The sequence below is a fragment of the Amphibacillus xylanus NBRC 15112 genome (genome assembly GCF_000307165.1).
In the GTDB taxonomy this organism is placed as follows: Bacteria; Bacillota; Bacilli; order Bacillales; family Amphibacillaceae; genus Amphibacillus; species Amphibacillus xylanus.
Genome location: NC_018704.1, coordinates 2231119 through 2247123, shown reverse-complemented (window position 1 = coordinate 2247123; position 16005 = coordinate 2231119). Strand labels below are relative to the sequence as shown.

Genomic DNA, 16005 nt, shown 5'->3' with positions numbered 1-16005 from the left:
ATGGTCAGTTGCTGATCATCCTTTTATTTTTGGTGTTTTTTTGACTTACTTTCTAAATAGAGTTCTCTCGCTTCAGTAGGTGTCTTTTGCTTAAATCTCTTAAAAGTTCGTCCAAAGTATGTAGAATCAGAAAAGCCAACTAAATAAGCTATTTCTTGAATTGTGTATTGATTACTATATAACAAGTGTTCCGCCTCGGAGATCCTTAGTAGATTAATATAAGTCTTTAACGAATAACCGGTCGCCTTTTTGAATACGTAACAAAAATAATTCGGGCTCAAATTGCACATATCAGCTGCTTGCTTGACACTAAGTGGTTGATCGAAATGATTACTAATGTGGAAAAGGACTGGCTTTATTACATCATACTTATTACTTTGATGATCAAACGTTTGAGCAACATGGGCAAACTGAAAAATTTGTGCTATCGCTTCGAGTAAGTGAGCTTTTACAAGGATTTCATAACCGAACCTTTTTTCTGTAAAGCTGTAAATTATTTTTTCTAAACAGGCCTGTAGAGAGTCTAATTGTTGATGATTAGATTGATAGTAAAATGGAATATTAAACTCATTGTTTAATAATGGGATAAGATAGTTTTGTTTTACTCGATCGATTTCCCCATCGATCAGAAAAGCCTGATTAAACACAATCGCATATAATTGACTTTCATGAGACTTTGGAAAGGCAGAGTGAAGTTGCTTGCGATTTACAAAGATAATATCACCTGCACTGACATCTTTAAACTCTGCACTAACCTGAATCCTAAATGAACCTTTTGTAATATAGAGCCATTCAAGGTGATTATGCCAATGAAGCGGAATTGTACTTTGCTCTGGATGACGAATAAAAAATATATTGATCGGAAAAGCCGGATCAGGAATGCTCGTGTGTTCTTCTTTTGATAAATGCAATTTCTCCATGATTGCTCCCCACCCTAAAATCGTAATTGAGTCCGATAATATCGGAATTCCCTCCGTTGTATAGCGCCTTCAATAGATAATATAATATGAGTATAACTGAATGATGTTATATGCAGCAAATAATTCATAAACAATATGCCGCTAAGAGGAGGACAAGGGATGTTTGAGAACATTAATCAGACGTTAGTACGTAAATATGATGGGGAGACACTGATTATAGAAGCATGGGGCGAAAATTCACTAAGGATCCGCGCATCCTATACTGAATTTGAAAAGTCAAACTGGGCTTTACTAGATCCATTAAAGTCAGCACCAGAAATAACAATTAAAGAAGACTCAGCAGAAATTGTTAATGGGAAGATTAAAGCTGTTGTTAAGAATAATGGTCATATGACCATTTACAATCAAAAAGGTGAAATTTTATTACAAGAATCAGAACACACATATCAGCTAAAATATGGTGGAAGGGAACTCACCCCTAAAGTTGGTAGTAGTGATTATCAATTAACATTTCGATTAGAGTCTGAGCCGAATGAGAAATTATTTGGTATGGGACAATACCAACAAACATTAATGAACTTAAAAGGTTGTCAACTAGATCTAACACATAGAAATAGTCAAATTAGTGTTCCATTCGTCTTGTCAAACTTAGGCTATGGCTTTTTATGGAACAACCCTGCAATCGGTAAGGCGAATTTCAATTTAAATATCACTGAATGGACGGCTTATTCAACAAAGCAACTTGACTATTGGATTACTGCTGGCGATACACCTGCAGAAATTGAAGAAGCATATGCAAATGCAACTGGTAAAGTACCAATGATGCCTGATTATGCGATGGGCTTTTGGCAAAGTAAATTAAGATATCAAACACAAGAAGAGCTATTAAATATCGCCAGAGAGTATAAAAAACGTCAACTACCACTATCAGTTATCGTTGTTGATTTCTTTCACTGGACGAATCAAGGTGATTGGAAATTCGATCAGGAATACTGGCCTGATCCAGAAGCGATGGTTAAAGAATTAAATGAAATGGGCGTAGAACTGATGGTCTCAGTTTGGCCAACTGTTCAAACTGAAAGTGAAAATTATCATGAAATGACTCAAAAAGGATACCTGTTAAAAACAGATCGTGGAGTGCGGACACAATTTAATTTCCTCGGTTCAAATGAATTGTTTGATCCAACGCATCCAGAAGCAAGAAAGTATCTATGGAGTAAAATCAAACAAAATTACTATAAATATGGCATTAAAATATTTTGGTTAGATGAAGCGGAGCCAGAGCTCTCAGTTTATGATCATGATATTTATCGTTATCATATAGGACCAAGTCTGCAATATGGTAATCTCTATCCACTTAAATACAGTCAAACATTTTATGATGGTATGAAGGATGAGGGGCAAGAGAATATAATTAATTTAGTTCGGGCTGCGTGGGCTGGCAGTCAGCGTTATGGTGCGCTTGTCTGGTCTGGTGATATTCCATCAAGCTTCGAATCATTAAATAAACAAGTACGAGCTGGGCTGAATATGGCGATTGCCGGAATACCTTGGTGGACAACGGACATTGGTGGTTTTCACGGTGGCGATCCAACAGATCCAACATTTAGAGAATGTATGGTTCGATGGTTTCAATATGGAGCATTCTCTCCTGTCTTCCGTGTTCACGGTGACCGTGTACCGATGCAGGAACCAATTGGCACAACTGGAGGTGGCCAGTGCCATAGCGGTGCTGATAATGAAGTGTGGAGTTATGGTGAAGAAGTGTATTCAGTTTTCGAGAAATTTATGAATATACGTGAACAAATGAAGCCGTATATAAGAGAAATTATGAAACAAGCGCATGAGAAGGGTACACCACCAATGCGTCCACTGTTTTATGACTTCCCAGAAGATGAACAAGCATGGGAGATCGATGATCAATATTTGTTTGGCCCTGATATTTTAGTCGCTCCAGTATTACGTGAGGCACAACGTGAGAGAACAGTATATTTACCCAAGGGTGCCATATGGAAAGATGCTTATTCTGAACAAGTATATGAAGGTGGGAAAGAAATAATGGTTCACGCGCCATTAGATCAGATACCGCTATTTATTAAGAATAACGTAAATCTTCCAGTAAACTTTAAATAAAGGGTACTGAAACCGAACTAGTCTCAATAAGCAAAAACAGTTCTATTTACGCACTTTTTCCGTAAGTAGAACTGTTTTTATTAATATGAGTCAATTTCATAATACAAAATCTAGTTAAGAACACGAACAATTACAAATGAAAATACAATATCATACGTAAATAAAGAAGCCTAATCAAGTGATTAGAACGGCAGGCGGCGACTCCAGCGGGAACAATCGTGTCCGAAGATCCAGTGATAAAAGCTTGGAAAGCTTTTATCAATTAGCTGAGTTTAACGAAGGCAAGCTAAAACCGTCACGTCGTGTGACGACGCTTGCATGACCTACATCCTGTAGGCCCGAAAGCGTCCGCCTAGAGTGGAAATCACCGCGTCACCTGTAACCCAATTGTTCGTGTTTTATAGCCAATTAAGTCATTATGAAATTCATTCATTTAACTAAATTTTGTCCCTAAAAGATTTAGTAATGATGCGGTTTAATCTGTACTTTACTTGAGGAGTAGCAATGAAGCTCTAGGCGAATCCAGTAGAGTTCTTCTTTAATTAACTTTAGAAACATGGTAATATGATACAAAAGACACGGAGTTCGGTATTGGAGGAAACAAATATGAAGCGTGGTAGTTTTCAACAAATGAAAGCACTAAACAAATCTATTATTTTGACCAAAATATTAGAAGATGGACCGATTTCTAGAGCACAGATTGCAAAAGAGACAAAGTTGACACCACCTACAGTAGGTTCATTAGTGAAAGAATTAATTGAACAAAAGATGGTGATTGAAAGCAGTCAGGGTGAATCAAAGGGTGGACGCAAGCCGACAATGCTTGTTATTAATGAGAAAGGTCACTATATGATTGGGATAGACGCTGGGTCAAGAAATATAGAAGGTATATTAACTGACTTATCAGGTAAAATTGTTACACATGTGAAAAATAAATTGACCCTACCAATTACAGAGGATCAATTTTTATCAGTCTTAATTGATACGATAAATACGATTCTAGAGAATAGCTCTGATTATAAGAATGATATCGTTGGCATCGGAATTGCTATGCATGGTGTTGTAGATGCTGAAAGTGGTAAATCATTATTTGCCCCTAACTTGAATTTACGTCAAATGCCAATTGCAGAAACATTGTCAGAACATTTCCCTTACCTGATAAAAGTAGAAAATGATGCACGTGCTCTTGCTTTAGCTGAGAAGTGGTTCGGACAAGGTAAAAGTAGTGAACGGCTAGTCGTTGTAAATATTGGAACAGGTGTTGGCTCTGGTGTCACGATCGGTGGCGAGCTGTACCATGGTGAGAGCCATATTGCCGGTGAGATCGGACATATGACAATTGATTTAGACGGCGAACAATGTACGTGTGGAAATAAAGGATGTTTACAAACATTTATTTCAGGACCTGCAATTGCAAAGCGTGCAATCAATCAAATTAATCTAGGTGAACAGACGAGTTTAGCTGAGGTTGATGAGGTAACAGCGCTAAAGGTATTTGAAGCAGCTGAAGCAGGTGATCTTGTTGCTAAAGAGATTTTACATCAGACAGGGACGTATATCGGTGTTGGATTAATTAATTTGATCCATACACTAAACCCAAGTCAAATTGTTTTAACAGGTGGCGTCACCAATGCAAAAGATTACTTATTACCAAATATTGAAGCGGCAATAAATGAACGAGCATTAACAAGGAAAGCTAAGCAAACGATTATTTCAGTATCTGAATTAGGTGAACATTCAACTGCGCTTGGAGCAGTAGCGCTTATTATAGGCGAATTATTTGCTACAAATGGAACATTATCATAATAGTAAAAAAACAACCCAATTTATCGATCATCAGTCGGTAAATTGGGTTTTGTGTGTTAATTAATGATTTAAAAACGGGAGATTTTCTATGTAACTAAATGCATGATCATAAAGTTTCTCAGTTTCAATAAAGCGATCAATCATAGACTCAGTTCCCATTACAACCGAGATTAACCTTACATCATTTCTTTGAACAGTCCCAGTAAATCCGAACCCAGCAAGATCTGTATAACCAGTTTTCAAGCCATCAACTCCTTGATAAGGGATGACATTGGATAACATCAGATTAGTGTTTTGATATTCCTGATCATTAATAAGAAGCTGTGGCTGGCTCGTAATTTCTAACAGAACGGGATAGTTATTAATTAAATATCGAGCGAGCGTTGCAAGATCACGTGCTGACATTATATTTGTATCCTCAATTGTGCCCACAGATGAAAAATGGCCAAGATGATCGTTGTTAAGTCCAGTACTGTTTACAAAACGTGAATTATTTAATCCTAACTCATAAGCCCTCTGATTCATCCGCTGAACAAATGCTTTTTCGCTACCACTGACAGCCTCCGCTAAAGCAATTGATGCTCCATTAGCTGAATGAATCGCCATCGCTTGAAATAGCTCTTCAACTGTATATGTTCTATCCTGTTCGAGATCAACTGATGCAAATCCAGGTCGGTGTGAAATATAGTAGGCATAGTCACTAATCGTAACCTCCGTGTTCCAACTTAGTTCCTGTGCTTCAATCGCTTCTAAGACTAACAATTCTGTCATTAGCTTTGCCATACTAGCTGTCGGTAAGGCAACATCACTATTATCCTCATAGATCACATGCCCTGTTGATCCATCAATCAAGATAACCGAGTTTGCATTGATATCGATATCTGTTAGCTTCCAAAACCGCTTCGTTAACTGATTAGATAAGATGCGATCTTCAATCGTCCTTTGATAAATATCAATGGACTGGCTAGCAAGAGGTTGACTCTTATTACTATTAAATAATAAAATACCAGCTAAACTGATAAGCAGTATAAGTAGATAAAATGAACGTTTTTTCATCATTACCACCAATTGTTTTAATTATTAATCATAATGTAACACAAATCATACTATGAGAACATCTATTAGACGAGATAACTAATGAAACTAGACTTATCGATATTAACTAAAATCAAGTTACATGGGTCTTAATTGAGTAACGATTTTAATTGATCACAAATCTGTTCAATACTTTTGTTTGTCGTATCAATGATTAGATCAGAACTTTCTCTTAATAGTGGTAAAACAAATTCAACATTATCAAGTATTTCAGCCTTTTCAGCTTCTGTCTTACCATAATTATTATTCGTTCTTTGATCAATCCGTTTAAACATTGTATTTAGATCAGCTGTGAAGAGTACGACTTGATCAAAATACTGATAAAATTTACCTTGGTTAGCGTAACAACCAGAAATGAATAGGTCTTTATCTTGATAATGATCAATGAGATGTTGGATCTTTTCCTCATCCCAACCAATCTCTGTACCTTGATCTGTTTCAATAACTCCTGTATAGCCAACATCTGTCTCAACGACATGATAACCTTCTAAAGCTAGATGTTCTAAAGTAGTTGTTTTACCCACACCAGACATACCGGTAATAAATATAATTGCCATTTGATGACCTCACTCGCATTATTTTAAGTCTTAATAAAGGAAAAGAAGATTTATTACTAAACCTTCTTTTCCAGTCAAATTATTTAATTATAAAGTTGAAAATTTAAATGTCGTCGTATGACGGTACGTTTCGTGTTTAGCTAGCAAAATACTTGGGAAACCAGGATAATTAAGTGATGCAGGTGTACTTTGTGTCTCTAAGCAAACACCAAGGTGCTTAACTGATTGACGTTCTTTTAAAGTACAAGAGTCATCAACGCTATTACCAGTATATAGAACCATTGCTGGTTGGTTTGTTTTAACTGTTAACTTACGTCCGCTTGTCTCCTCAGATAATTCAACATTTACATCTTCTTTATGGTTGAAAATGAAGAAATGATCATACCCGTCTCCAGCAATTTTATTTTGTGGATCATTTGAGCCAACGCCATCAGCAATTTTTCGTCCTTTTGTAAAGTCAAATACAGTATCAGCAACTGGAACTAAGCGCCCAGTTGGAATTAATTCATGATCAAGCTCAACATATTGACTAGCATCGATCTTCAAATCGTGATTTAAAACAGTGTCTTTTAAATTACCAGTTAAGTTAAAGTAAGAATGGTTTGTTAATGATAGAATTGTATCTTGATCAGAAATAGCTTCGTAATCAATTGTAAATTCATTATCATTCGTTAAAGTATAAGATACTTTGAATTTAACTGTTCCAGGGTAACCTGCATCTCCATCTAGGCTAGTGTGATATAAAACAGCACCTGTACTAGTTGCCGTTTCAATTAATTCAACCTGCCAAATAACACCGTGAAGTCCAACTGGTCCACCATGTAAGTGATGTTTACCTTCATTTGCTGGTAATTCATAAGTTTTCCCATTAAGTGAAAAAGTCGAATTGGCAATTCTTCCAGATACACGGCCAATTAAAGCGCCGAAATAGTTACTATTATTCAAATAATCTTTATAGTTATCGAAACCTAAGACAACGTTTTCATAGTTACCATGTTTATCTGGTGTAATAATTGAAGTGATGATTCCACCGTAATCTAAAAATGATACAGACATTCCATTATCATTAGAAAGTGTATATTCATTCCACGATTGTCCTTCAACTGTTAATGGTGTTGTTATTGCGTTCATAATAAAGACCTCCTATGAATTTAATTATTTATTTAGCGAGGAAGTAAAGCGCTTAAATGCTTGCCATCCACGACTATTATCTTTAAAAATACCAGAATCCTTTAATACTTTAATAAATTTGTTTGATAGTTCTTGTTCGATAACTTGATCAATATTATCTCTTGTTAACTGTTTATATTCAAGCTTAATTTCATTCGCCCATGGTTGATGATAAGCTTCAATTTGATCAGCCTCACCTAGTAAATAATGCTTTAAATCTTTTAGCTCATCTTTCAAGCGAGGAGGTAAGACGGCTAACCCCATTACTTCAATTAAACCGATATTTTCCTTTTTAATGTGATGAACATCTTGATGAGGATGGAAAATACCTTCTGGATGCTCTGAGCTTGTGCGATTATTTCTAAGGACTAAATCGAGTTGATAGCGTCCATTTCTAAATTGAGCGATAGGTGTAATCGTATTATGTGGTGTTTTATCCGTGAATGCTACAAGATCAACATCCGGATCACTATATTCACGCCACTTGGCTAAAATCTTCCCACCCGCTTCAACCAGTTGATCAGTATCTTGTGCCCGTAATCGAATCACGGACATTGGCCAGTTGAGAACGCTTGCATCAATCATTGGGTAGTCATCTAATTTAAACTGATAAGCATCCTTAGCGTCTGTCATTCCAAAAGTATACTGTCCAGCTTGATAGTGATCATGGCTTAAAATACTTCCACCTACTATCGGTAAATCGGCATTTGACCCGATAAAGTAATGTGGGAATTGTTTAACAAAAGCAAACAATCGAGCAAAGGTAGTTTTCGAGATAACCATTGGTTGATGCTCTTTACACAGTACGATACTATGCTCATGATAATATAGATACGGTGAGTATTGAAAATACCAATCTTCACCTAGCAAATTCAAGTCTATCATACGGTGATTTGAACGTGCTGGATGGCCAATCCTACCAACATATCCTTCATTTTCACTACAAAGTAAGCAAGTTGGGTAATGACTTGTTTGCTTCATTTCCCGTTCTCTCTTAATTTGTAGTGGGTCTTTCTCTGGTTTAGATAAATTGATCGTAATATCAATTTTACCATAGTCAGTATCCGATTGAAAATGAATGTTCTTTGCAATCCGTTCCGTTTGAATGTAATGAGATGTTTGACTAAAGTGATAGAAAAAATCAGTCGCTTTTATCGGATCTTGCTGATAAAGTGAGTTGAATTGATCATTTACTGCAGACGGACTAGGCAAAAATACATTCATAATCTGTGCTTTAAGCTGATCACGATCATCTAGTGCACGAGTAATGACTTTTTGGGTAATAGCGTACTCGACAATTTTAGTTAACAACTGTGGGATTGTTTTGTCTGTTTTAGTGAGCACCGGCTCTTCAAAGGATTCCATATTTAGTAGTCCGAGTATTTGATTACGGCAATAAATTCGGTCTCGCTCTTTGATTAGACCAGCACTAATCACTTGGCTAATTAATTGTTCAATTAATAGGTACACCATCATTTATTCCCCCTAATATCCATTTGGATTTTGTTGATGAAAACGCCATGCATCTGAAATAATTCGATGAATCTCAGTTCGAGTAGGTTGCCAACCTAAGATTTGCTTCGCTTTCTCTGAAGAGGCAATCAAAGTACTTGGGTCACCAGCTCTTCTTTTGCCTACTTTAGCTGGGATAGGATGATCAGTAACTTGTCGTGCAACTTCAATAATTTCCTTTACAGAAAAACCATGGGAGCTTCCTAAGTTAAAGATGTCACTTTCTCCACCACCCACTAAATATTGAACAGCTTTAATATGTGCATCGATTAAATCTTCAACGTGAATATAATCGCGGATACAAGTTCCGTCAGCTGTAGGATAATTATCACCAAAAATAGTGATGAAGTCTCGTTTTCCAAGTGCAACCTGTAATACAATCGGGATTAAATGAGTTTCTGGATCATGATCTTCACCAATTTTTGCATCTTCTCTAGCACCGGCAACATTAAAGTATCTAAGAGAAACAAACTGGATATCGTGAGCCTTTTGGCACCAGCGCATCATTTTCTCCATTGTTAATTTCGTTTCGCCATAAGTATTTGTCGGCTGTGTCGGCATCGTTTCGGTAATAGGTACTGTAGTAGGCTCACCGTATGTTGCAGCAGTAGAAGAAAACACAATATACTTAACATTAAATTCAACCATGGCTTGTAGTACAACCTGTGTCCCATATACATTATTATCAAAATACATTAATGGTTGTTCCATGGATTCACCAACGAGAGAGTTGGCAGCAAAGTGTATGACGGCATCAATATTCTCTTTTTGAAATACAGATCTTAAAAAGTCTAAATGACGAATATCACCTTGATAAAATGTTGCATCAGGATGAATTGCATCTTTGTGTCCAGTAGATAAATTATCGACAACGACGACTCGATGATTTTGTTCAATTAATTGATATACAGCATGTGAACCAATATAACCCGCGCCACCTAATACTAAAATATTCATTCAAAATGCCTCCCTATAATTCTATTTGTTTCGCACCATCACTGATCGTTGCCTGATAAAAAGTTGGCTTGTAACCTATTTTTTCATGGTAGTTAACTATAACATTGTTCATAATTTTTTCAACGTGATCGTTGGCAACAAGGGCAATCGCACAACCACCAAAGCCTGCTCCAGTCATTCGAGCGCCTAAGACGCCTTCCTGGCTTAAAGTAACGTCAACAAGTGTATCAAGCTCAATACCGGTCACTTCATAATCATATTGAAGCGAACGATGCGATGCTGTAAGTAGTTTACCAAAACCAATTATATCATCATTTTTCAGCTTCATTAGTGCATCGATTGTACGTTGATTTTCATAGACGGCATGTTTAGCGCGCTTTCGCTCCGTCTCATTTTCTATCAGCGCTTGATGCTGTTCAAATTGATCAATCGATAATTCACCTAGGCTATTAATTGGTAGTTTCGTTTGTAAAGCAGCTAGTGCACGTTCGCATTCACTTCTGCGCTCATTATACTTTGAGTCTGCTAACTCACGACGCTTATTTGTATTCATAATTAGGATAGTATTATCCTTCAAATTAACAGGCGCGTATTGATAGGTTAGCGTATCACAATCTAATAAAATTCCGTGATCCTTTTTCCCCATTCCAATCGCAAATTGATCCATAATACCGCAATTGACACCAATATATTGGTTCTCCACTTTTTGGGCCAGCTTCACGAGTTCAATTCGATCAAGATCAAGCTGATAAAGTGATTCAAGCATAACGCCTGTTGCGAGTTCAATCGAAGCAGAAGATGATAACCCAGCACCATTAGGAATATCACCGTAGAAAAGTACATTAAAACCATAATCAAGCTCCATACCAGTTTTAATAAAATAATCAACGATTCCCTTTGGATAGTTAGCCCAATGATCAGCTTTATTGTAAGCTAAGTTATCTAACTCGGCAGTAATAATGCCAGTCTCTTCAAAGTTCATGGAGTATAACTTAATCAATCTGTCAGTGCGCTTTGTAGCGAGAGCGTATGTGCCAAAAGAGATTGCAGCAGGGAAGACATGACCACCATTATAATCTGTATGTTCACCGATTAAATTAATCCGACCAGGTGCAAAAAAGGTCTGTATCGGCTCATTTGGTTGGAAAAGCTGCGTAAAAGTCCTAACTAATTTTTCTTTATTCATTGAGAGACAACTCCTTATAGACTTAATTAAATTAATTTATTAATTGTAGATGATTTATTATATTCATAGATGGTCAAATGTGTCAAGTACATCATCGAAAGTTAAAAAGATATTTTAGAACTAAATGAGAGTAGGGGATAACAAGGATATTAAGCCATTGTGTAGTGACGTTCATTTTAGCGAAAAGTGCTCTCTTATAGATGATCAAGATGAGAAAAGAGGAATCCAGTAACAAACTGAATTCCTCTTGTGTTTAGCTGAGTTTTATACTAGCCTTGTAATGATATTATTTCTCACGATTAATCAAACCGTTCGCTTTAATAACTTCTTGATACCAGTAAAAACTCTTCTTCTTAACTCTACGTAAATCTTTCGGTCCAGATTCATCACGATTAACATAAACAAAACCGTAACGTTTTTGATATCCATTTAGCCAACTTAATAAGTCAGTAAATGACCATGTACAATATCCAAGTACGTCAACACCATCTGATATTGCGTTTTGAATCGCTGCAACGTGAGATTCGAGATAGTCAATTCGATAATCATCATTTACGACATCGCCTTCTTCAAGCGTGTCAAATGCACCTAATCCATTTTCAGTAATTAGAACAGGTAACTGATAGCGATTGTTAATTCTCCGCAAAGCAACACGTAAGCCTTCAGGATCAATTGTCCAATCCCAATCTGTCGTTTCAGCATATGGGTTTTTAACATATTTAAATAATCCTGGGTGACCTGATGCCTTAGAAGTACCTTTCTTACCGGTCGTATTCATCTCAGCTTCACCTACACCATCGAGTGGGTTCGCTTCAAATGTACTAGTTTGGTAATAGTTGAGTCCCATAAAATCTGGTTTAGCTCGCTTTAATAATTCAAAATCGCCAGGTTCAATCTCTGGTGTAAGACCTTCAGACTCAAGATAATTCCACATTGTTTTCGGATAGTGTCCCCATGCATAGACATCCATCCACCAATGTGCATTAATTTCTTCTGCATTTTCTGCTGCAATAATGTTTTCTGGCTTACTATCAAGTGGATATGCAGGGCTGTATGCAAAGCTTGGACCAATTTTCCCATCTTTAACAATCTTACGGAATGTTTCAATTGCTTTAGCATTTGCAATGTTAGCGATATGGTTAGCTTGATACATTCTCTTTAAATCTTTTACTCCTGGTGGGTGTAGACCTGAACGATAGCCAAGACCGATAAAAATATTTTGTTCATTCAATGTAACCCAATATTTTACCCGATCACCGTAATGTTTAAATAATGTCTCGCAATATGTGTTAAAATCCTCAATAATTTCTCTTGATTCCCATGCACCATACGCATCCATCAATGCTTGTGGTACGTCCCAATGGTAAATAGTAATGAGAGGCTCAATATTATGCTTAATGAGTTCATCTATTAAACGATCGTAAAATTTTAAACCTGCTTCATTGACCTCACCACGGCCTTCTGGATAAATCCGGCTCCAAGCGATGGAAAAGCGGTATGCTTTTAACCCTTGTTCAGCCATTAAAGCAACATCTTCTTTATAACGATTGTAGTGATCAACGGCAACGTCACCGTTAGTGTTTTTAAATGTAGTTCCAGGGATTTTTGTGTAGATATCCCAGACTGATGGCCCTTTGCCATCCTGGTCGTAAGCGCCTTCAACTTGATACGCAGCAGAGGCAGATCCCCATAAGAAATCTGATGGGAATGGCTTTAGTTGTTTGTGTTCCATTATTACACTCCTTTATTTTATTTTTATTCCAATCTCTATTACAACAAAGTTATTTGACAAGTTGACCAAATAACAGAACGAGAATTGGAATTATCTATTCAATGCATTAATGCAGTGAAAACAAATTTAAGTAATAAATACGTTGTGGTTTCATATAGAAATTTTATATGATTTTAACAAACTATCAAGTTATTTCAATAGAACCATTCTGCAGTAAAAAGTTATAAAGAGCCCCATATAAATTCGCTGAGCTAGTAAAATGACAGGGAACAATATAAGGCTTTGCAACATGATGTGGATTTGCCTTTTTAATTCGCTCAATAGCATCTTTGATCCCGTTAATAAATGCTGGCTGAACACTAACACCTCCACCTATGGCAAATATGTCAGGATCAATAATATATTGTAAATTAAGGATTTGAACAGCAACATTTGTACAGAAAATGTTGAATATTTCAAGGGCATCAGGATCTTTGGCGTCAATATATTTAAACACACCGATACCATCATTTTTCTCTAATCCTTTTATAGCTGCAATCTCATTTACCATAGTCGAGGCTGAACACATAGTACCGATAAACTTTGCTTTGTGACTAGCATGATCAATACTTTCCATCACATAACTTTGTTCTCCAGCCTCTAAATGTGCTCCACGATGAAGTTTACCATTAATGACAATACCGCCACCCACTCCTGTACCGAAAGTAAGGATGACACTATGCAAATAATCTTTAACGGCACCTTTCCACAATTCAGCTAGCGCTACACACTTCCCATCATTTTCAATGCTAACGGGTACACGACATTGCTCAGATAACATTTGCACAAGATTTTTTTCATGCAAATATGTTAATGCGCCTCCATAATAAATAACACCAGTATTAATATCAATAGTCCCAGGACAGCAAATTGCGATCCCTTTAATTTTCGCTGGTGATACATTGAATATTTCGACCATTTTATTCACTAGGTATTCAGCTGATTTGTATGGAGTGCTGAATTCTCCTTGCTTAATCATTTCACCATCACTGCTCATCCATGCGTATTTTACGAATGTACCACCTATATCAAAACTAAGATACATAAAAAACCCTCATTTCTCTAATAAATTTCACTAGATTAATAGTTTATAATAATCCAGCGCTAACTTCAATGACATGTTAAATTGATTGGCCCAATCTTTAGTTCAATTTTTTGTAATAAAAAAATATTAAAATTGACACTTTACGAAAGCGCTTTAGTGATATATAATGTCAATAATAAAACAAGTGAGTCAAAGAGTAAAGGGCATTTATCAATAATTAATAATATTAATATAGCCTTTTTGCATAGAAAAGTCTATTAATTTATTAATTATATTCTATAATAAATGCTTTTATTCGCAATAAAAACGAAAGCGCTTTTCAAGAAAATAAAGGTTATTAATGCTTTTTGATTCATTTGGGTTATTGAAATTAAAAAGGGAGGGTTTTGATAAAGTGAAAAGATATTGGAAGCTTATATTGATGGTTGTATTGGTAATTGGATTATTAGCTGCGTGTGGTGGTGACTCCAAAGAAGGATCAAGTAATGCTGATGATGAAGGAACCGATAATGGTGTAGTTGAAGAACAAATTGGTAGTGATGATGCAGAAGTTGAATTGACATTTTGGGAGTTTGGAAACACTGGTTACGATGTTCTGATTGAAGAGTATGTTGAATTAAATCCTCATGTATCAATTAAATTATTAAATCAAGATATGAATGATGTTCATGATAATTTATTTACCTCAGTTTCTGCTGGTAGTGGTGCACCAGATATTGCAATGATTGAAGAGGGTGGAATTGAACGTTTTAAAGCTGCGCAAGACAAGTTCTATAACTTATATGACTTTGGTGCAGCGGATGTCGAAGGGGAATACCTTGATTGGGTATGGTTAAACGGTCAAAGTGCAGATAATACATTCCAATTTGGTTTACCAACAGATATTGGACCAACAGTAATGTTTTACAGAACAGACGTTTTTGAAGAAGCTGGCTTTGATTCTTCACCTGAGGCAGTATCTGAATTACTAAGTACTTGGGATGATTTTGCTGAAGTCGCTCAAATCATTAAAGACAAGACTGGTAAACTAATGACTGATTCTGGTGAACTTGTATATAACGCTAGACGTGACCAAGCGACAGAGACATATTTTAACGCTGAAGGCGAATACATCTTAGAAGAAAACGCTCAAATTAGAGAAGCGTACGATTATGTAGTAGATCTGATTGAAGCTGAATTAGTAGGAGACGTACCGCTTTGGACACCTGAATGGTTTGCGGGTATGAACGAAGCTACTTATGCAGTATTCCTAGGTCCAGCATGGATTCAGGGAGTTATCAAGGATAATAGTCCTGAAGAAGGTATTTGGTCTATTGTTACAATGCCTGAAGGTGCTGGTAACTGGGGTGGATCATTCTTAACTCTACCTGCTGAAGGCGAACATCCAGAAGAAGCCTATAAATTTATTGAGTGGTTAACTGCTCCTGAACAACAATATAAAGCATTCTTAGGATATGGACTATTCCCATCAACTCCAGCTGTTTATGATATGCCAGAGTTCAAGAGCTATGAAGATTCATACTTTGGTGGTATTAACACTGCAGAGGTATTTGGTGAAGCTGCAAAAGCAGTAAAACCTGTCTACAAAGGTAGTGCATACTATCCAGTTGGTGATGAAATTTATGAAGCACTTGATAACATTGCTGGTGGTGGCGATCGAGAGCAAGAGTGGGAAGATATGCTCATGCGAGTTCAAGGAATTATTGATAGACAATAAAATGATATCTTTTGAAGGGTATGTATTTAATCATACCCTTCAAAATTTCGTAAATTATAGGTAATTAACAGATAGATTAATAGAAGTTTATCTGAAATTATATAAGTGAGTACAATAGGACCTTAGGTAAGTAGCG

General features: G+C 36.4%; 12 protein-coding genes. 3 read left to right on the top strand and 9 right to left on the bottom strand.

Annotation, left to right across the window (positions count from 1 at the left end; translation table 11 throughout):
* Positions 1-23: 23 nt before the first annotated feature.
* Positions 24-920 carry an AraC family transcriptional regulator gene (locus tag AXY_RS10780; protein ID WP_015010848.1) on the bottom strand — a complete coding sequence of 299 codons (897 nt, stop codon included), beginning with the start codon at positions 918-920 and terminating at the stop codon, positions 24-26.
* A 159-nt stretch (positions 921-1079) separates the two neighbouring features.
* Here AXY_RS10780 and AXY_RS10775 point away from each other — a divergent pair, with 159 nt between their 5' ends.
* Both AXY_RS10775 and AXY_RS10770 read left to right on the top strand, forming a co-directional pair.
* Positions 1080-3053, top strand: a complete 1974-nt coding sequence (locus AXY_RS10775) for a glycoside hydrolase family 31 protein (protein ID WP_015010847.1) — start codon at positions 1080-1082, stop codon at positions 3051-3053.
* 606 nt (positions 3054-3659) lie between these two features.
* Entirely contained in the window at positions 3660-4859 is a 1200-nt protein-coding gene (locus tag AXY_RS10770) for an ROK family transcriptional regulator (RefSeq protein WP_015010846.1), read from the top strand.
* A gap of 60 nt (positions 4860-4919) precedes the next feature.
* On the opposite strand, the gene AXY_RS10765 is transcribed toward AXY_RS10770, so the two are convergent.
* The 8 genes from AXY_RS10765 to AXY_RS10730 form a co-directional block, all read right to left on the bottom strand.
* Positions 4920-5915, bottom strand: coding sequence for a D-alanyl-D-alanine carboxypeptidase family protein (locus tag AXY_RS10765; RefSeq protein ID WP_015010845.1), 996 nt, complete (start codon positions 5913-5915; stop codon positions 4920-4922).
* A gap of 128 nt (positions 5916-6043) precedes the next feature.
* Positions 6044-6511 carry an AAA family ATPase gene (locus tag AXY_RS10760; protein WP_015010844.1) on the bottom strand — a complete coding sequence of 156 codons (468 nt, stop codon included), beginning with the start codon at positions 6509-6511 and terminating at the stop codon, positions 6044-6046.
* Between the two features lie 87 nt (positions 6512-6598).
* Positions 6599-7642: an aldose epimerase family protein gene (locus AXY_RS10755; protein ID WP_015010843.1), complete on the bottom strand. Its 1044-nt coding sequence runs from the start codon at positions 7640-7642 to the stop codon at positions 6599-6601.
* A gap of 24 nt (positions 7643-7666) precedes the next feature.
* Positions 7667-9157, bottom strand: a complete 1491-nt coding sequence (gene galT, locus AXY_RS10750; RefSeq protein WP_015010842.1) for a UDP-glucose--hexose-1-phosphate uridylyltransferase — start codon at positions 9155-9157, stop codon at positions 7667-7669.
* Positions 9158-9166: 9 nt separating this feature from the next.
* On the bottom strand, positions 9167-10150 hold the full coding sequence (gene galE / locus AXY_RS10745) for a UDP-glucose 4-epimerase GalE (RefSeq protein WP_015010841.1): 984 nt from the start codon (positions 10148-10150) through the stop codon (positions 9167-9169).
* 13 nt (positions 10151-10163) lie between these two features.
* Positions 10164-11336, bottom strand: a complete 1173-nt coding sequence (locus AXY_RS10740; protein ID WP_015010840.1) for a galactokinase — start codon at positions 11334-11336, stop codon at positions 10164-10166.
* A 286-nt stretch (positions 11337-11622) separates the two neighbouring features.
* The gene (locus AXY_RS10735) at positions 11623-13068 is read right to left on the bottom strand and encodes a glycoside hydrolase family 1 protein (protein ID WP_015010839.1); all 1446 of its coding nucleotides are present in this window, start codon (positions 13066-13068) and stop codon (positions 11623-11625) included.
* 184 nt (positions 13069-13252) lie between these two features.
* The gene (locus tag AXY_RS10730; protein ID WP_015010838.1) at positions 13253-14152 is read right to left on the bottom strand and encodes an ROK family protein; all 900 of its coding nucleotides are present in this window, start codon (positions 14150-14152) and stop codon (positions 13253-13255) included.
* Positions 14153-14546: 394 nt separating this feature from the next.
* Between AXY_RS10730 and AXY_RS10725 the strand changes: the two genes are divergently transcribed.
* Complete coding sequence (locus AXY_RS10725; RefSeq protein WP_041450181.1) at positions 14547-15869, top strand: ABC transporter substrate-binding protein; 1323 nt, start codon at positions 14547-14549, stop codon at positions 15867-15869.
* Positions 15870-16005: the final 136 nt, after the last annotated feature.